This window comes from Azospirillum canadense (assembly GCF_025961225.1).
GTDB classification, from domain to species: domain Bacteria; phylum Pseudomonadota; class Alphaproteobacteria; order Azospirillales; family Azospirillaceae; genus Azospirillum; species Azospirillum canadense.
Window position 1 is genome coordinate 1,963,268 of record NZ_JAOQNG010000010.1, and the last position, 18,221, is coordinate 1,981,488.

Sequence of the window (18,221 nt, forward strand, 5' to 3'; positions counted from 1 at the left end):
GCTCGTGAACCAATGGGCCGATCAGGCGCCGTCGGTCATGAAGTGAGCGTACGGGCTCACCGTGTGGTCGATGTGGTCGGTCAGCGTGGCCAGGTGGGCCAGATCCGACGCGGCCTGGGTCTGGGAGCTGGCCGGAACGACGTCGACCGACTGGACGGTCGCCGTGGCCTGCTGCGTCACCGTGTGGTTCAGCACGTCGACGTCGGCCGACAGGGCCTGGGCGGTGCCCGGCGGGTTGATCGTGCCAACGCCGGTGGCGTCGGCGATCGTGGCCTGGGTGGCGTTGGAGAGCTTCAGGTTGAAGGTCTCGGACCCCTCGGTCACGGTGTCGCTCAGCACCTTGACGGTGACGGTCTTGCTGGTTTCGCCGGCGGCGAAGGTCAGCTTGCCGCTGGCCGCGGTGTAGTCGGAACCGGCCTTGGCCGTGCCGTCCGCCGTGGCGTAGTCCACGGTGACCGCCTGGCTGTAGGCCTGCGACAGCTTCACGGTGAAGACCGCGTCGGCGGTGGTCGGCGCGCTGCTGGAACCGCTGTACATCGCCGGCTTCAGGATGTTCACCTTGTTCCAGTTCACCGAGTAGTCATCGTTCAGGATGCCGCCGGTGTCGCCCGAACCCGGGCTCCAGGCCCAGTAGGTCCAGCTCGCCCCTTCCTTGCCGGCGGCCAGGTCGATCTTGCCGTCGGTGTTCCAGTCGCCGTCCATGTACTGGACGAGCTTGGGCAGCCACTGCTGGTCCTTGTACTGGTCCAGGCGCGTGCCGAACTCGCCGACCAGGACCGGGTGCTGGTCGTTCTGGATCAGGCGGCCCCAGGCGGAGGTCCACTTGGCGGCCATGTTGTTCGGGTAGCTGCTGTCGTTGAACCAGCCGAAGCCGGCCATCGACGGCGGATAGTCGTGGACCGAGTAGACCAGCTTGTCCGGCGTGTTGAAGTTGACCTCGCGGACCTTCTCGCCGTCCAGGTTGCCGCCCCACCAGTAGGTGTTGCCGTTGTACTGCTCAACACCCTCGACGATCATCAGCCACTTGTTGTTGACCGACTGGATGGCGTTGCCGATGCGCTCCGCAGCGGCGGCCCAATCGGTGGACTGGTTGCCCGACCCCCAGGTGGCCTGGCCGTGCGGCTCGTTGTGCAGGTCGGCGGCGACCACCGACGGGTTGTTGGCGTAGCGGGCCGCCAGCATCTTCCAGTTGGCGATCATCGTCGACTCGGGATGCGACGAGGTGTACCACAGGCCGTTCTCGTTGGCCGAGGCGCCGTCGTCCGAGCGGTGGTGGTCGAGGATGATCTTCATGCCGGTCTTGTCGGCATACTGGATAATCTTGTCGAACACCTGCAGGGAGTTCAGGCCCTTCAGATCGGGGTTCAGGTTGTAGTCGATGCCCGTCGGCATGCGCCCGCCGCCGTCCAGCATGGCGTCCGACCAGGGCAGGCGGATCGTGTTGAAGCCCAGCGACTTCATGTTGTCCATGTGGTGCTGGTAGCTGTCGAGCCACAGGCCCTGCGGGACGAAGGCGTAGCCCTCGGCGCCGAACCAGTTGACGCCCGTCAGCTTCACGGCGTGGCCGGCGCTGTCGATGATCTGGCCGCCCTGGGTGTGCAGCGGACCGCTGGCGATGCCGTTGGTCGTGGTGCTGCCCGTCGGCTCGGTGACCGACACGTCGCTGACCGTGATCGACGGCTTCGTCGGGGTCGGGCTCGTCGGGGTGGTCGGCGTCGTCGGCGTGGTCGTGGAGCCCGGGAACCAGGACTTGTCGGCGGCAACCTGCAGGGTGCCGTTCCACCACATCCCGGACTGACCCTTCACCACGTCCTGACCGTCCAGCGCGCCCTTGTCGTAGGTGACATTGCTGTCGGTCGGATTCACGGCATGGCCGTTGATGGTGATTTTGTTGACCATCAGGTTGCGGTCGACGCCGTTCACCGTCGCGTCGTTGTCGTACTGGATCTGGATCTTGTGCGCCTGATCCTGCGTCACGTTCGTGGCGAAGGCGAAATCCTTGGCGGTGGCGCCGGCAGTGCCCTCACCGACCTTCTTGCCGTCGATCAGCAGGTTGAAGTGCGCGTTGGTGCCGCCCGCGGCGTTGCCCTGAACGTTCAGGACGATCTGAGCGTTGCCCGCCGGCGCCGTCGGGGTGGTGACCGGGAAGTAGTCCTTGGTCAGCGCGAAGTTCAACGCGCCGTCCCACCACATGCCTTCCTGGCCGGGGACGACGTCGGCGCCGTCCAAGGCGCCCTTGTCGTAGGTGACCAGCGAGTTGGTGGAGTTGACGGTCTTGCCGTTGACCTCAAGCGACTTGACGATCAGGTTGCGGTCCTGACCGTTCACGAACCCGTCGTTGTCATAGACAATCTGGACCTTGTGGGCCTGGTCCGGAGCGACCTTGGCCGTAAAGGTGTACCGGCCGGTGCTGGTCGAGCTGACCGTTGCCTGGCCGATATCGACGCCATCCAAGCGCAGCTTCAGCTGCGGCCAGATCCCGCCGGCAGCCTGCCCCGAGGCGTTGACGACGAAGGTCGTGTCGACGAGGCTCGTGGTGGTCGTTGCCATTGGAAGAAACCTCTCTCCGTTTTCGGTAGAGCCCAGGTTCGTCCAGAATGGTTAACGAGGTATTTCAAATTTTAGCGAAATGCGGCTCAAAAGCCACTATAAGGTGTGAAAAGAAAGGGACGCGAGAATCCCACTTTACTGCGTTGCTCGCGCAACAGTGAGGCCTCGCGCCCACAAACCTCTGAACCTGTTACAATTTTAGGCCGGGGATTTTGCGTCCGCCGGCTTGTGCGCGACCATGAACACCTCCGGCCGGAACAGGTACAGCTGTCCGAGCGCACTGAGCTTGCGCCGCATGGTTAATGGCATCGCCCCCATCATGGCTTCGACGGCCTTGACATAGGCGAGGTAGAGGCGTCCGGAGAAGTGGATGGGAAGGCGTCGCCGCAAGGCGAGCGGGGCGATGTAGACGGCCTTCATGCCCGTGAAGCCGGCATCAAACAGCGCCCGTTCCGTCTCCGCCCAGGTGTACTCGCGCAGATGCATGCAGACGGGTTCGTCCAGCCCGAACACCTCCGACAGATCCATCGGTCCCGCGTGCTTGTGCGGCATGCTGAGCACGTAGCGCCCGCCCGGCCGCAGGATGGCGTGCACGTTCTTCAGGTGCGTCGCCACGTCGTCCGGGTGAAAATGCTCGATGACGTGGGTGGAGACGACCGCGTCGTACCGGTCGCGTGGTTCGAATTCCGCGAGATTGACGCCGTCGCAGCAGCGCCAGGTCACGTTGGCGCGTTCGTCGGTCCAGCGCTCGCCGCGCTCCCGCGTGATCTCGGTGGCGACGCAGGAATAGCCGTGGCGCGCCAGGAAGCCGAGCAGCCGGGCCTTGCCCGACCCGACTTCGTAGACGTCCTTGGCGCCCTTCAGAAGGGTCAGGAAGTGGCCGAAATCGAGCCGGTCGTCGTGGACGGAGATGTCCACCGCGTCGTTCAGCCAGGGGCAGCTCTTGTACAGCGCGGTGTAGGCCCGCTCGAAGATGGACCAGCGCTCCTCCCGGCGGGAGTCGAGCAGCTCGCGCGCCAGCTGGCGCTCCAGGTTCCAGTGCTGGAGCACCATCGCCTCGCTCAGGGGATAGCTCGGCGACAGGCCGAACTTGCGCTTGTAGCGTGCGACCAGATCATTCGTTGTCGTACGTTCCACGGTGGAGCCCTCGTGCAGGGGTACGCCATTTCGATCTCGATATTACCCGGTCGATGATCGCTTCTTGCGCGCGCGGACGGGGATGCCGGATGGGCAATCGGTCGGAGTAGCGCGTCAACCGGGGGTACCTCCAGCCGCTAGGCCCTGTTCCGATTTCGCAAGGCTTGCACGGTGGCTTCGTAGATCGGCAGCGGACGGGACGCCTCGTCATAGGGCGACGGATGCGGGTGCAGCTCCGGATACTCCCGCGCGATGTAGTTCATGTCGGATCGCAGGTGCCACCAGACCAGTTCCACCAGCTTGGCGTTGCCGGCGATGTCGCCGACATACTGGGCGGCGAGGAAGGCCATGGCGCGGTCCTTCTCCGCGCGGGACCAGCTGCGCGGCAGGTGGCGCTCATCCACGTCGAATTCGGTGATGTGGACGGGCAGGCCCAGCCGATCCACCGCGCGCAGGAATTTGCGCATGCCGTCGCGGTCGTAGGGCTTGCCGGCCATCAGATGGCTTTGCAGCCCCAGCCCGTCGATCGGAACGCCGCGCTTCACCGCGTCGGTCAGCCAAGTCTGGAGATAGGCGCGCTTGCGCTGCTGCCAGCCCTCGTCGATCTCGATCCCGAACTCGTTCAGCACCAGCTTGGCGGAGGGGAATTCCTTGCGGATGTGGTGGAAGAAGGGGTCCATCCACTCCGGCCCCTTGGTCGCCCCGCCGGCCACCACCCACCACTGGCCGCGTCGGAAGCCGTAGCGGTCCTGCTCCTGGGGATGGCTGCGCTCCGTCTCCCAGAAGAAGACCTCGTTGACGACATCGATGCGGTAGAAGATGTCGCCGTACCGGTTCTTCACGGCGGCGACCATCTCGGTGAAGCGCTGCCAGTAATTGTCGGGCGACAGCGTGCCTTCGGCCGAGAAGTAGGCCTTCTCCCCGATGCCCAGCTCGGCCATCCGCCGCTGCGGCAGCTTCATGTAGTCGGGCATGCCCATGTGCTGCCACAGGGCGCAATGCCAGTTCGGCTGGGCGCCGATGCGCTTGGCCAACTCCACGGAGGCGTCGAAGCGGGCCCAGTCAAACTGGCCTTCCTGAGGCTGGAAAACCGCCCATTTCCCGCCGTTCTCCGGCGTGACGACGTCGCACTCCCGCTCCATCAGCCGGTCGAGCATGGGGTCTTCCGGCTCGATGTAGTGGTCGCGGGCCGCACCATGCTTGATGCCGGCGGCGCGGCAGGCGTCGCGCAGGGTCACGTCGGGGACCGCGCGGGGAGCAGCTGTGGTGGAGGCGGCCTCGGCGACCGACGGGTCGGTGGTGGCCTTGCAACTGGCCAGCACGGCCGCCGCGGCCACGGCGCGCAGCGCGTCGCGGCGGGACAGCGACAGGGATGGGAAACGCTTCGGCGAGGTCTGGGCCATGGGCGTCGGGCCTCGTGGTTGTGGAGAAACAAAAATTCCCTCTCCCCCCTGGGGAGAGGGTTAGGGTGAGGGGGCGCCCGAAGGGCGGAAAGTCAGTCACATTGCAGTGCTGATCCGGCCTTGCGGCCGCCCCCACCCCCCACCCCTCTCCCACCAGGAGAGAGGGGCTTGCGGGGTGTTGGTTACGACGTGGCCCGCATGGTCGGGTTGCCGTAGTACTTCCGGGTCGCGACGTAGCTGTTGTACGGACCCTGGTAGCCCTTGCTGGCGGCCTTCTTCAGGTTCACGTCGGTCATCACGCACACGAACTTGTCGTGATCGATCGGGCCGAGGTCCGCCACCGCGTGCAGGTCGCTGGCCGTGGTGTGGCCCCAGCGGGTGACGAACAGGACCTTGGAGGCCGCGCCGCAGACGATGCGGGCGTCGGACACCGCCAGCGCCGGGGCGGTGTCGAACACCACCAGGTCGAAGCTGGGCGACAGGCCGGCCATCAGCTGCACCAGGCAGTCGACGTTGAAGCGGTCCAGCGTGGTGGAGTTCAGCTTGCCCGCCGGGACCATCGCGAAGGGCACGTCGTCGGAGACGTGGACGATCTCGTCCAGCATGGCCTCACCGGCGATCCAGTCGGACAGGCCCTTCTTGGCGGACAGGTCGAACAGGCCGTCGATGCGCGACCGGCGGAAGTCGGTGTCCACCACGACCACGCGGCGTCCGGCCTGGCTCGCCACCTGCGCCACGGCGAGGCTGAGCGAGGTCTTGCCGTCCTGCGGGCGGGCCGAGGTCACCGCCAGGGAGCCGACCGGGCCGAGGTCCGCCAGATGGTTGCGGAACAGGGCGCGGAGCGATTCGCTGAACAGCGAGAAGGGATGGCGCTGGAAGACCTTGTAGAGCCGCCCCCGGGCGCCGCGGTCGCTCTGGTGCGGCACGATGTGGACGGTGCCGACGCCCAGGATGCGGCGGACGGCATCCGGGGTGTGGACGTGGCGCTGGAGAAGCTCCAGACCGAAGACCGAGAAGACGGCGAGCGCGAGCGAGGCGAAGAAGCCGGCCAGCAGCAGGAGGATGCGGAACGGACCCGACGGCTCGTGCGGGACCTGCGGCGCCGACACCAGCTTGACGGCGGCCGGGAAGGCACGGCTGTCCTTCTGGGCCTCGACCTCTTCCAGGCGGCCGAGCAGGCTGTCGAGGAGCTGGCGCTTGGCCGTCGCCTCGGATTCCAGCGTGCGCAGCGGGATCGCGCTTTCCTGCATGGTGGCGTAGCTGCCCTCCATGCGGCCGATCATGGTCTTCAGGGCGTTTTCCTGTTCCACGGAGACCTGGGCGGCCTCGCGGACGCCGTTGATCTCGCGGCGGATTTCCTGCTGGAGCGAGGAGTTCGCCTCGTTCAGGCGGCCCTGCAGTTCGAGGATGCGCGGGTGCTTGGGGCCGTACTGGCGGGACAGCTGGGCCATCTCGGTGGAGATCGCCGCCACCGTGGCGCGGAGCTGGGCAACGACCGGCGAGGCGATGCTGCCGCCGATGGCGTTCCAGTTGCCGGCCTTCAGGTTGCGCTCCAGCGCGTCGGCCTGGGCGACCGAGCGGGCGCGGATGGCCGAGGCCTCGGCCAGGCGCAGGCGGGTCTGCTCAAGCTCGTTCTGCGCCATCAGGCCGGTGCCGCCCTTCAGCAGGCCGCCCTTGACGCGGGCCGTCTCGACCTTCTGGTCGGCCTCGGCCACTTCCTTGCGCAGGGTGGTGATGCGGTCCTGCAGCCAGGAGATCGCGCTGGTCGACAGGTCCCGGTCCATCTGCTGGCGGGTTTCCATGTAGCGGCGGACGATGCCGTCCACCACGTCGCGGCTCAGCTGCGGCTCCTTCGACGTGAAGCGCACCTGGATCACGCGCGACCGGCCGACGATGGCGACGTCCAGCTTGCGGTGGATGCGGGCGATGATCTGGTCGTTGCCCAGCGCCGCGTGCGCCTCGCGGGTCCGGATGTCCTGCGCCATCTCGTCGCCGTGGCTCAGCATCCAGGCCACCGGGCCCGGCGGGTGGTCGCCCCAGACCCGGCCGGCGAGGTCGCGGCCGTAGGCCACCGCACGCTCGACGAGCGGCAGGGTTTCGTCTTCCTGCGCCGGCGGGTTGAATTCCGGATGCTTGGTGAGCTGGAGATCGTTCACCACCTGACCCAGCACCTGCTGCGACTTCAGGATCTCGATCTCGCTCAGGATGGCGGCGTCCTCCGTGGGGATGGAGCCGACCACCTGGTCCACCTCACGCACGATGCGCACCTGGCGGTTGTCCACCAGCAGAAGGGCTTCGGAGGTGTACTGGTCCTTCAGCGTCGACACGCCGAGCGCCGACAGGCCCGTCAACACCACCACGATGCAGGCGATCAGCCACTTGTGGCTGCCCAGCACCCGCAGGATGAACCGGAAGTCCGGGCCCATGGACGGCGTCTGACCCTCGAACTCGGCGCGGGCGGCCGGGCCGGGAACGGCGGGCCAAGCCGGGACCGGCGGACCGCCGTGGTTGATCTGGGGCAGGTTTTCCACTTCTCAAAGCTCCTTATGCATGGGCGCTGGTGCTGGGGCGCTGGACGAACGCGAGGCGGCGGCACGGCGCATAAGCAGGACATTGTGGGCAAAGCCAAAGGCCCCGACGCAGTAGCGGCGGAACAGGCGACGGGGCTCCTGGGCCAGGCGGAACGCCCATTCGAGACCCAGGCGCTGAATGTACGCGGGGGCGCGCGCAAACCTTCCGGCGAGGAAATCGACGATGGCACCCCCGTTCACAATCAAAACGGGATGGTCGAGCGCGCGCTTCAGCTGCACGGCGATCTCCTCCTGCCGGGGCATGCCCATGGCGAGGAGGATGATGTCGGGCCGGTGCTCCCGGGCGCGCTCGATGTAGTGCTCCACGGGGTGGAAGCCGTGCTGGGTGTCGACGTAGCGGTGCGGCGTGCCGGCCTTCAGCCGCTCGACGCCGCGCTCCAGCCACGGGTCCGCCGTGCCGTAGACCGCCACCTTCCGCGGGGGGGAGGTGCGGAGCAGCAAGGGGATGAAGTCGGTGCCGTTCATGTTGAAGCCGGCTGGCAAATCCAGCCGGGGCAGTGCCAGTTCCAGCGCCACGCCGTCGCGCAGCAGGACGTCCGACGACCGGAAGGCCGTCAGCGCCGGCGCCGACCGCGCGCAGAGGTTCACGCCGTGGGCGTTGATGAACGACAGTACGGTCGGCCGTTCCACGGCTGCCAAGGAATCCAGCAAGGCGTGACGCTCTTCTTCGCTTGAAATGCACCGTATTCTCTCGATCAGTGCCAGGACTTCACGAGGGCTCGGCATGCAGATCTCCTAAACAATTTTGCGTAGCGACAATTCAATGCGCTGTCACCGCACCGATGATGCATGACGGGATACGGCCCGGTCAGACGGTAATGCTTACTAACCCGTCCGATTGGAGCAGCCCGCCGAACTGCGCGAACGATTACCCCCTTTGATGGAGGAACGCAGCGCAACGTCGATCTATGTGGCTGGCGACGCCCCTTTTTCGCAGCGGTGGGAACGGCGAAAGGGCAGGACAGGCGAATTAGCCCGGCCTTGCCGGGGGACCACGGAATCGGCTTGCGGTAAAAAACGGCTCCGCCCATATAGGTACGCCTGCTGGTTACCGGTGTGCAGATGGGGGATCGACGTCCTCGCCGTGCCGGGTTCACCCCGGCGCTGTTCCAAAATTCGAGCTGTGCGCTTCGCGGGTTTTCCGTGAATCCGTAGCGGCGAACGGTCGCGGTGGGCGCCCGGCGACAACGAACGACAACAAGAAGATCCTGATGAGCGACGACGAAACCACACCCCGCCAGCCCGGAACCGCGGACGAGTTCGACCGGCGCGACGCTCTGCGCGCCATCGCCGCCGTGGTGCGCGGCGACGGCTTCGAGGTGGACGCCGACAGCACGCCGGCCCGCTGGTCGATCGCCGTGGTGCACGAGGTCGTGGTTCCCGGCACCGACCGCAAGCTGAAGCTGCGCTTCCGCGTCGCGCTCGGCCCGCTTCCGGACATCGAGGCCGAGCTGTGGGGCCTGATGACGTCGGAGGAGGGCTTCGGCCGTCCGCAGGCCCGGGCGCTGGGCAAGAAGGTCAAGGCCGCCGGGCTCAGCTCGCCGGCCGTCGAGAAGGCACGCGGGCGCGTCGACGGCTGGTTCGCCTCCATGGCCAAGCGGGCGGAGGGCTTCGGCGAGTCCTGGCGGCCCAAGGGCTTCGCCGACGATCTTGGCCGCGTCATCGGCTTCGGCGGGCGCATCCCGCGCCTCCAGGCGCTGCTCGACGCGCTGGAGGAGGCCTTCTCCACCGCCGCCGCCCGCGCCGGCCTGAAGGTGCGGCGGGAGCGGCTGGAGAACGCGTCTGGCCTCGGCGTCTATCTCGACAGCTTCGCCACGGCGCGCGCCATGGTGCGCAAGCTGCGCCTGTTCGTCGGGCCCACCAACTCCGGCAAGACCCACGCCGCCATGGACCGGCTGGCCGAGGCGGAGAGCGGCTGCTACCTCGCCCCGCTGCGTCTGCTGGCGCTGGAAGGGCAGGAGGCGCTGGAGACCCGCGGGCGCCCGTGCAGCCTCGTCACCGGCGAGGAACGCGACGTGCGGCCGGGGGCGGCCTTCACGTCCTCCACCATCGAGATGGTCAACACCGGCAAGGTGTGGGGCGCCTGCGTCATCGACGAGATCCAGATGATCGGCGACCCCGACCGCGGCTGGGCCTGGACCCAGGCGGTGGCCGGCGTCGCGGCGCCGGAGATCCTGATGACCGGCTCCGCCGACGCCATCCCCTACGTCCAGCGGCTCGCCACCGCGCTGGGCGAGGAGCTGGAGGTCGTGGAGTTCACCCGCAAGTCGCCGCTGCGCATCCAGGAAGAGCGGGTGCCGCTCGCCAACGTGCGCCGGGGCGACGCGGTCATCGCCTTCTCGCGCAAGGACGTGATGGGGCTGCGGCGCGACCTGCTGGCCCGCGACCACACGGTCGCGGTGATCTACGGCGCCCTGTCGCCGGAGGTGCGGCGGGCCGAGGCGCGGCGCTTCCGCGAGGGCTCGGCCGACGTGCTGGTGGCGACCGACGCCATCGGCATGGGCCTCAACTTGCCGGTGGCGCGCGTGGTGCTGTCCACCACCCGCAAGTTCGACGGGAGGGAGGAGCGCGAGCTTACCTCGTCGGAAATCCGCCAGATCGGCGGGCGTGCCGGCCGCTTCGGCATGCACGAGGAAGGGCGCGTCGCGGTGCTGGAGGGCGAGAACATCAACCCGGTGCGCCGGGCGCTGACCACCCCGCCCAAGCCGCCGGAAGACCCACGCGCCTGGATCAGCCCCAACCTGACCCATGTGGAGGCCATCGCGCGGGAGCTGGACACCGACAGCCTCGCCAAGGTGCTGCGCACCGCCGGGCAGGAGCTGCTGCGCGCCAACCAGACCTTCCGCATGACCGACCTGGAACAGCGCATCCAGGCCGCCGCCGCGGTGGACAAGGCGAAGCTGCCGCTGGCCCAGCGCGACATGCTGGCGCGCTGCCCCATCGATGTGCGCGACAAGAACAACCTGCTGCTGCTCGCCCGCTGGGCGATCAACCAGGGCAAGGGCATGCCCAACCCCGCCCCGACCGAGGCGGAGCGTTTCCACCACCGCGTCGGCACCGACGTGGAACTGGAGCGGGCCGAGCGGGCCGTGAAGGAGCTGACCGCCTACGCTTGGCTGGCCTACCGTTTCCCGGACTCCTACCCGGAGATGGACCTGTGCCAGGAGCGCCGGGCCATGCTGAACGCCTTCATCGAGCGGACCCTGGCGGAACGCTCGCTCGCCCGCGCCTGCCCGGTCTGCGGCACGCGGCTGAAGGCCAACCACCGTTTCCGCGTCTGCGACAACTGCTACGCCGGCCGTGTCGAGGAGCGGCAGGAGCGCCGGGGCGGTCCGCGCCGCAACGGCCGCGGCGGACCGGCGCCGGCGGACGGCGCGCCGACGCAGCCCTCAAGCGGCCATCCGCATTTCCACCACCCGGTCCCCGGCAAGAAGCGCGGGAAGGGTGGGGCGGGGCATCGGGGGCGGCGGCCGACGGGGGCGTGAGATAAGGATTTAAGCGCCGTCGTTAGGCCCCCACCCTAACCCTCCCCCGCTGGGCGGGGGAGGGGACTGCCGCCGCCCCTCCCGCGAAGCCAATCTCCCTCCCCCGCCCAGCGGGGGAGGGTCGGGGTGGGGGTGCGACAAATCACTTCCAACAACAACCTACGCCGCCGCGCTCCCGCTCCGCTCCGGCCCACTCCGCTCCGGCCCACTCCGCTCCGGCCCACTCCGCTCCGGCCAGGTGATCTCCTCCTGCCCGCCGTCATCCGTCAGGAAATAGCGGCGCATGGGGACGAGGCCGCTGTCCAGCTCGTAGACCAGTGGGCGGCTGGTCGGGATTTCGAACAGCGGGATGTCCTGGTCGGGGACGTTGTCCAGGTGCTTGACCAATCCGCGCAGGCTGTTGCCGTGCGCGGCCACCAGCACCCGGGCGCCCAGCCGGAGGGCGGGGACGATGCCTTCCCGCCAGAAGGGGATCACGCGCTCCGTCGTGTCCTTCAGGCTTTCGCCGCGCGGCAGGTTGGCGCGGTCCAGCCCGGCGTAGCGCCGGTCGGAGACGGCTGAGCGCGGGTCGTCCGGCTCGACGGGCGGGGGCGGGATGTCCCAGCTTCGCCGCCAGAGGAACACCTGGTCGGCGCCGTGCCGAGCCGCCGTCTCCGTCTTGTTCAGGCCCTGGAGCGCGCCGTAATGGCGTTCGTTCAGGCGCCAGTGCTTGTGCACCGGCAGCCATAGGCGGTCCATGTCCTCCAGCACGATGTCCAGCGTCTTGATGGCCCGCTTCAGGACGGAGGTGAAGGCCACGTCGAAGTCGACGCCCGCTTGGCGCAGGAGGCTGGCGGCGTGCCGGGACTCGGCGACGCCCTGGTCGGTCAGGTCCACATCGGTCCAGCCCGTGAACAGGTCCTCGCGGTTCCAGACGCTCTGGCCATGCCGGAGCAGCACGAGTCGATGCATCGCCCGTTCCTCCCTTCCATGCCGTCTGTTCGCCAGTGACGGGGGCGGCGCCCGTCCCGACGCAACGGTCGCGAAGGGGGAAGGGTTCCGGGAGAAAGTGTTTCGCGGGAAAGTGTTTCGGCCCACTTGCGCAAAACGTGTTTTATGTCAGGGACGAAACAGTCGAGACACATTCAGACAACAATAGGGCGGTAATCTTTTCTTCCAGCGAAACCAAACGCGATGCGGGTGCCGGACCGGACGACGGGACGGTTTCGGAACGTTGCGCCGCGCGGGTTTCCGCAATGGGGGGACGTGCCGGGCCGAAGCCCGGCGCACAGCCGTAAAGTGTCTCAATCGCACTGCGATGCCGTGCAAGCCAAGTACCGAGGCCGCCATGCAGCACCATGACTTCCTCTCCAGGGCCGTATCGACCGACCGCGACATCACCCTGGAAGCGCTTCGCGTGTTTACCTACCTGAGCCGGCGGCTCCACTTCGACCGCCCGGTGCCGGTGCTGCAGTCCGAACTCGCGGACGCGCTCGGCATGCAGCGGCCCAACGTCAACCGGGCCATCAAGCTGCTGGAGACCAAGCAGATCCTGCTGCGCGACTCCAAGCTCGGCCGCGCCATCACCTTCCGCCTCAACCCGGAGCTGGAAGGCAGCCGCGCCTGACGGGGGCTCCCGCACCTTCAGGACGGCCCGTTCAGGGGGATCAGGCCGCCGATTGCGCGGCCTCCAAGGGAATGTCCTCTTCGGCAAACCGGTAGCCGTGTTCTTCCGCGAAGACGACCAAATCCGCCGGGGTCAGCAGATCCCGCGAGACGCGCTTCATCGCCGCTTGCAGGGCCGGGTCGGCCATGGTCGCCACGAGGAAGCGGATGTAGGTGCCCTGAGCCATCGGCGGCGCCCCTGACGGACGGTTGCGTCGGCGCGACGCGTAACCATGGGCCTCGCCGACAGAAAGGATTTTCATAAAATTATATCTTTCTCGGCGGCGAGGAGATGCGGCGAGACGCCGCATCCCTTCACGTCAACGCCGCATCGATGCGGTCACTCGCCCGATTGGTTGGCCGGTTCCGGGGCGGACTCGGTGGGAGCGTCCGCGGAGGCGTCGGCGGGCTGAACCGGTTCCCCGGCTACCACCTCGGCCTTCGCATCGGCCGCCGCCCCTTCCGCCGCGCTGCGCAGGGCGCGGGCCGCGGCCCGCAGCGAGCTTTCGGAACGCCGGTCCGGGATCAGCTCGAACAGCAGCAGCGACCGCCCGCTGACCGGGATCTCGTCGCCCGTGCCGGCGGTGGAGATCTCCACCCGCTCCGGCTCCGTCGTGTCGACCAGGCGAAGCCATTGGTGCCCGCCCACGACCTCAGGCAGCGTGAACGGCACCACGTCGTGGTAGGAGTTGATGATCAGCAGGAGCGTGGCGTCGGCCGCCACCTTCTTGATACCGGTCGCCTGCGCCCGCCCGTCCAGCAGCATGCCCAGGCAGCGGGCCATGGGGTCCTGCCACTGCTCGGTCGTCTTCTCGACGCCAGCCGGGGTGATCCAGGTGACGTCCTTGACGTCCAGGTCGGGGTTGTAGGCGCCGGTGAAGAAACGGCCGCGGCGCAGCAGCGGGTGGCTCTGGCGCAGGCCGATCAGGTGGCGGACGAAGTCGGTCAGGGCCAGCCCGTCCTCGTCGATGTTCTCCCAGTCGATCCAGCCGATCTCGTTGTCCTGGCAATAGGCGTTGTTGTTGCCGTGCTGGGTCCGCGCGAACTCGTCGCCGGCCAGGATCATCGGCGTGCCCTGCGACAGCAGCAGCGTTCCCAGCAGGTTGCGCATCTGGCGGAAGCGCAGCGCCTTGATCTCCGGATCGTCGGTCGGCCCCTCGGCGCCGTGGTTCCAGGAGATGTTGTGGGAATGGCCGTCGCGGTTGTCCTCGCCGTTCGCCTCGTTGTGCTTGTCGTTGTAGGAGACGAGGTCGTTCAGCGTGAAGCCGTCGTGCGCCGTGACGAAGTTGACGCTGGCCCAGGGTTTGCGGCCGCGGCGGTTGAACACGTCGGCGGACGCCGCCATGCGCGTCGCCATCTCCGGCAACTTGCCCTCGTCGCCCTTCCAGAAGGCGCGGACGGTGTCGCGGAACTTGTCGTTCCACTCCGCCCAGCCCGGCGGGAAGCCGCCGACCTGATAGCCGCCGGGGCCGCAGTCCCAGGGCTCGGCGATCAGCTTGACGCGGGACAGCACCGGGTCTTGGCGACAGGCGTCCAGGAAGCCGCCGCTGTGGTCGAAGCCGTAGGTCTCGCGCGCCAGGATGGTGGCGAGGTCGAAGCGGAACCCGTCCACATGCATCTCGGTCACCCAATAGCGCAAGCTGTCGGTGACCATCTGCAGGACGCGGGAGTGCGTGAGGTTCAGCGTGTTCCCGGTGCCGGTGTCGTTGATGTAATAGCGCGGATCCGGCGCCAGCCGGTAGTAGGAGGCGTTGTCGATGCCCTTGAACGAGAGGGTCGGCCCCATCTCGTTGCCTTCCGCCGTGTGGTTGTAGACGACGTCCAGGATCACCTCGATGCCGGCGTCGTGCAGGCGGGCGATCATCTCCTTGAACTCGTTGATGGCGCCGGTCGCCAGATAGCGCGGGTCGGGCGCGAAGAAGGAGATCGTGTTGTAGCCCCAGTAGTTCCGCAGCCCCTTTTCCAGCAGGTACCGGTCGTCCACGAAGGCGTGCGGCGGCAGAAGCTCCACGGCCGTGACGCCCAGCGAGCGGATGTACTCCACCACCTCGTGCTGGGCGAGCCCGGCGAAGGTGCCACGGTGCTGCGGCGGCACGGCGGGGTGGCGCATCGTGTAGCCGCGCACGTGGGTCTCATAGACGATCGTGCGCTCCCACGGGATGGCCGGCGCGCGGTCCTGGCCCCAAGTGAAGGCTGGGTCGATCACCACGCATTTCGGCATGCCGGGCGCGCTGTCGCGGCGGTCGAAGGACAGGTCGCCGCGGGGGGAGCCGACGCGGTAGCCGAAATGCGCGTCCGACCAGCGCAGCGGCCCGATCAGGTGCTTGGCGTAGGGGTCGAGCAGCAGCTTGTTGGGGTTGAAGCGATGCCCCGCCCGGGGCTCGTAGGGCCCATGCACGCGGTAGCCGTAGACCGTGCCGGGCCGCGCGTCCGGCAGATAGCCGTGCCACACCTCGTCGGTGTACTCCGGCAACTCGACGCGCTCCAGCTCCCGGCGGCCTTCCGGATCGAACAGGCACAGCTCAACCTTGGTCGCGTTCGCCGAGAACAGGGCGAAATTGACGCCCAGCCCGTCCCAGGTGGCGCCGAGCGGGTAGGGGAGTCCCTCCCGGATGCGGGAATGGCGGATAACCTGCGAGGCAAAGGGCGGTTTCTTCAAGGCGAACCTCTTTTCGGCGGTTGTCGGCGTCTGTGAAGCTTGCGGCGACACAAGAACGCGCGAAGCCGTCCGGTGATCCCTGGCGCGTTGCGTTCTGTGCTTCGCGGGGGCAGCGTCGATTCATCCAAGGTGTAAGGCCGTTATGAGCATGGTCATAGTCGTCATGGCAGGTCGCGCCGATAGGGGCCCCGTGCTATGATCCGCGCAAGCAAATAAACATAAAATATTGGTGGGATATCGCGCTTCGAGACGTGCAGTATTGACGTGATATGCAGGTGCTGAATGGAAGAAACTTCTTGCCCTGACGAGCGGTGGCGGCATTCGGCAATCCAGCATTGTGAATGTGCTCACGGAACCGGTGGGTATGTTCAACGTCGCAACCGGTTGCCGGCTCTTCGGCTGTAGCGCCGTCGCGCACGGCCCTCGCGCACGGTCGTCCCCGTGTGGCGTGATGCTGTCTGGCTTGATGCCGTCCGGCTCATGACCCGGCCTGTTGAAACGGCTTTCCCGCGACCCGTCGCGGGGCAAGCCCCTCTGCATTGTTTGCGCCCATGCTTCGCCTTTCCGTCCGCGCCCTGCTGAACTTTCACCCCAAGGCCGTCCTGGCCGGCATCGTCGCGTCTGTGACGTTGCTGGGCGCAATGGCCTGGGGCGCGCTGACCCTGTTCGACTATGTCGACACGCTGAACCGCGCCGAACGCGACGCCCGCCAGATGGCCGCACTGCTCGAAGGGCACGCGACGGCGATGCTGGAGGGCGGCGTCGGGGCGGTCGCCCGCGTCGCCGACCGGATGAGGGACGGCGGGCTGTCCGTGCTGGCCGAGCAGGCGCTCGGCGAGGCGCTGGCCGTGTCATCGCGGGGCGCGCTGTCGATCGTCGACGCCGGCGGGCGGACCGTTTTCGGGCCGACCATCGCGCTGGACGGCAGCGGCCTGGACGCCGCGCTGGGCAGCGACCTTGCCGCGGACACGGGGGGCGCCGCCGGGGGTGTCCTGATGCTCCACGGTCGGGCGGACGGAGCAGAGTCCATCGTCCTGGCGCGCCGGCTGCGCGACCGCCTCGGCCGGGTGGATGGCGCCGTCCTGCTCGCGTTGCCGGAGGCGAACCTGTCCACGGTGCTGAACGTGTTCGGCGACGGGGCGCACCGCTTCGCCGGCGTGTTCCGCACGGACGGCGCGCGGCTGGCCGGCGTCGGTCCTTCCGATCTCGGACCGCTGCCGCGCATGGAGCCGGAGTCCGGCGGGGGCGATCACGACTGGCTGGTCGGCGGGCAACGGACGGTGATCGGGCTGAAGCGCATGCAGGCCTTCCCGGCGGTCGCAGCGGTGGCCCTGCCGCGCGAGGTGGTGCTCGCCCCCTGGGTCATCCGCCTGAAGCAGGGATTGTCTGTGGTCGGCGTCAGCTTCCTGGCGATGCTCGGCCTCGCGTGGCTCGGTTGGGCCAGCCTGCGGCGGGAGGAGGAGACGCGCAACGCCCTGCGCGACGCCAACGCCCGGCTGGAACAGCGCGTCGACGAGCGCACCGCCGACCTGCGGTCGCTGAACCAGAAACTCGTCCGCGCGCTGGCCGAGAAGGAACGCGCCAACCAGGCCAAAGCGCGTTTCCTATCCGCCGCCAACCACGACCTGCGCCAGCCCTTCCAGGCGTTGCGCCTGTTCCACCATCTGCTGATGGAACGGCTGAAGGACGCGCGCGACCGCTCCATCGCCGACAAGATGGGCGAGGCGCTGGACAGCGGGGAAAAGCTTTTGCACTCGCTGCTGGAGGTCGCGACCCTGGACGCCGGCGTGGTGCGCCCGAACATCGCCGACGTGCCGGTCGCGACGGTGCTGGACTCCGTGGCGACGGAGTTCCGCGCGGCGGCGGCGGAGAAGGGGCTGGCGCTGCGGTTCCGTCCCTGCGACGCCTTGGTCCGGACCGACGCGGCCCTGCTGACGCGCATGCTGCGCGACCTCGTGCGCAACGCCCTGTCCTACACGCCGATGGGCGGCGTGGTGGTCGGCTGCCGGCGGCGCGGGCAGTGGCTGCGCATCGAGGTGTGGGACACCGGCGCCGGTATCCCGGCCGAACAGCTGGACGCGATCTTCGAGGACTTCGTCCAACTCGGCAATCCGGAGCGCGACCGGCGCCGCGGCCTCGGCCTCGGTCTGTCCAAGGTCCGGCGCAAGGCGGCGCTGCTCGGCCACGCTGTGGAGGTGCGCTCGCGGCTTGGCCAGGGGTCGGTCTTCTCCATCATGGTCCCGATTGCCGCCAGCGAGCCGAAGGAGGAGCCGGCGTCCCTGCCCGTCGCGGGTCACGCCGCCGACGCGAAGGCGGCACGGCTGATCCTGGTGGTGGAGGACGATCCGGTTCAGCGCGCCGGCATGCAGCTGCTGCTGGAAAGCTGGGGCCATCAGGTTCTGGCGGCGGTGGACGGCCCTGCGGCGCTCGATGCCCTGCGCGGGGCGCCGCGCTGCCCCGACGTGATCCTCACCGACTTCCGCCTGCCGGGCGCCATGACCGGTGCCGACACCGTCACCCGCGCCGGCGAGCTGGCCGGCCATCCCATCCCCGGCATCATCCTGACCGGCGACACGGCGCCCGAGCGCATCCGCGAGGCGGTGGCGGTGGGTTGCCGCCTGCTGCACAAGCCCTTCACCCCCGACGTGCTGCGCGACGCCCTGAACGCCGTGGCGGCGGAGCGCGGCACCCCGCGCCACGCCCAGCAGACGGCGGCGTGAACCGCTGCCGCCCCATCGGTTCGTAACCCAAA

The 18,221-nt window shown here is 68.3% G+C and carries 11 protein-coding genes; 3 read left to right on the plus strand and 8 right to left on the minus strand.

Annotated features, from left to right (window positions below; translation table 11 throughout):
• Window positions 1-21: 21 nt before the first annotated feature.
• The 5 genes from M2351_RS44725 to M2351_RS44745 all read right to left on the minus strand — a co-directional run bounded on the left by M2351_RS44725 (window position 22) and on the right by M2351_RS44745 (window position 8,332).
• Entirely contained in the window at window positions 22-2,550 is a 2,529-nt protein-coding gene (locus M2351_RS44725) for a cellulase family glycosylhydrolase (protein ID WP_264662375.1), read from the minus strand.
• A 198-nt stretch (window positions 2,551-2,748) separates the two neighbouring features.
• Window positions 2,749-3,687, minus strand: a complete 939-nt coding sequence (locus M2351_RS44730) for a class I SAM-dependent methyltransferase (protein ID WP_264662376.1) — start codon at window positions 3,685-3,687, stop codon at window positions 2,749-2,751.
• 137 nt (window positions 3,688-3,824) lie between these two features.
• Window positions 3,825-5,090: an endo-1,4-beta-xylanase gene (locus M2351_RS44735; protein WP_264662377.1), complete on the minus strand. Its 1,266-nt coding sequence runs from the start codon at window positions 5,088-5,090 to the stop codon at window positions 3,825-3,827.
• Window positions 5,091-5,272: 182 nt separating this feature from the next.
• Window positions 5,273-7,621, minus strand: a complete 2,349-nt coding sequence (locus M2351_RS44740) for a GumC family protein (RefSeq protein WP_264662378.1) — start codon at window positions 7,619-7,621, stop codon at window positions 5,273-5,275.
• 3 nt (window positions 7,622-7,624) lie between these two features.
• Window positions 7,625-8,332, minus strand: a complete 708-nt coding sequence (locus M2351_RS44745; protein ID WP_264662379.1) for a WecB/TagA/CpsF family glycosyltransferase — start codon at window positions 8,330-8,332, stop codon at window positions 7,625-7,627.
• Between the two features lie 560 nt (window positions 8,333-8,892).
• Here M2351_RS44745 and M2351_RS44750 point away from each other — a divergent pair.
• Window positions 8,893-11,166 (plus strand): helicase-related protein, encoded by a 2,274-nt coding sequence (locus M2351_RS44750; protein ID WP_264662380.1) that lies wholly within the window; start codon window positions 8,893-8,895, stop codon window positions 11,164-11,166.
• Between the two features lie 159 nt (window positions 11,167-11,325).
• On the opposite strand, the gene gpmA is transcribed toward M2351_RS44750, so the two are convergent.
• Window positions 11,326-12,117, minus strand: a complete 792-nt coding sequence (gpmA, locus tag M2351_RS44755; protein WP_264662381.1) for a 2,3-diphosphoglycerate-dependent phosphoglycerate mutase — start codon at window positions 12,115-12,117, stop codon at window positions 11,326-11,328.
• Between the two features lie 376 nt (window positions 12,118-12,493).
• Between gpmA and M2351_RS44760 the strand changes: the two genes are divergently transcribed.
• Window positions 12,494-12,772, plus strand: a complete 279-nt coding sequence (locus M2351_RS44760; protein WP_209771495.1) for a cyclic nucleotide-binding domain-containing protein — start codon at window positions 12,494-12,496, stop codon at window positions 12,770-12,772.
• 40 nt (window positions 12,773-12,812) lie between these two features.
• On the opposite strand, the gene M2351_RS44765 is transcribed toward M2351_RS44760, so the two are convergent.
• Both M2351_RS44765 and glgX read right to left on the minus strand, forming a co-directional pair.
• On the minus strand, window positions 12,813-12,998 hold the full coding sequence (locus M2351_RS44765) for a Nif11 family protein (protein ID WP_264662382.1): 186 nt from the start codon (window positions 12,996-12,998) through the stop codon (window positions 12,813-12,815).
• Window positions 12,999-13,150: 152 nt separating this feature from the next.
• Window positions 13,151-15,469 carry a glycogen debranching protein GlgX gene (gene glgX, locus M2351_RS44770; protein WP_264662383.1) on the minus strand — a complete coding sequence of 773 codons (2,319 nt, stop codon included), beginning with the start codon at window positions 15,467-15,469 and terminating at the stop codon, window positions 13,151-13,153.
• A gap of 551 nt (window positions 15,470-16,020) precedes the next feature.
• On the opposite strand from glgX, the gene M2351_RS44775 reads away from it, so the two are divergent.
• The gene (locus tag M2351_RS44775; RefSeq protein WP_264662384.1) at window positions 16,021-18,189 is read left to right on the plus strand and encodes a hybrid sensor histidine kinase/response regulator; all 2,169 of its coding nucleotides are present in this window, start codon (window positions 16,021-16,023) and stop codon (window positions 18,187-18,189) included.
• The last annotated feature ends 32 nt before the right edge of the window (window positions 18,190-18,221 follow it).

Excerpts from the sequence above, each read along its gene's own strand:
- M2351_RS44775 (WP_264662384.1), top strand. The coding sequence starts at position 16,021 with ATGCTTCGCCTTTCCGTCCGCGCCCTGCTGAACTTTCACCCCAAGGCC.
- M2351_RS44760 (WP_209771495.1), top strand. The coding sequence starts at position 12,494 with ATGCAGCACCATGACTTCCTCTCCAGGGCCGTATCGACCGACCGCGAC.
- M2351_RS44735 (WP_264662377.1), bottom strand. The coding sequence starts at position 5,090 with ATGGCCCAGACCTCGCCGAAGCGTTTCCCATCCCTGTCGCTGTCCCGC.
- M2351_RS44765 (WP_264662382.1), bottom strand. The coding sequence starts at position 12,998 with ATGGCTCAGGGCACCTACATCCGCTTCCTCGTGGCGACCATGGCCGAC.
- M2351_RS44725 (WP_264662375.1), bottom strand. The coding sequence starts at position 2,550 with ATGGCAACGACCACCACGAGCCTCGTCGACACGACCTTCGTCGTCAAC.
- gpmA (WP_264662381.1), bottom strand. The coding sequence starts at position 12,117 with ATGCATCGACTCGTGCTGCTCCGGCATGGCCAGAGCGTCTGGAACCGC.
- M2351_RS44750 (WP_264662380.1), top strand. The coding sequence starts at position 8,893 with ATGAGCGACGACGAAACCACACCCCGCCAGCCCGGAACCGCGGACGAG.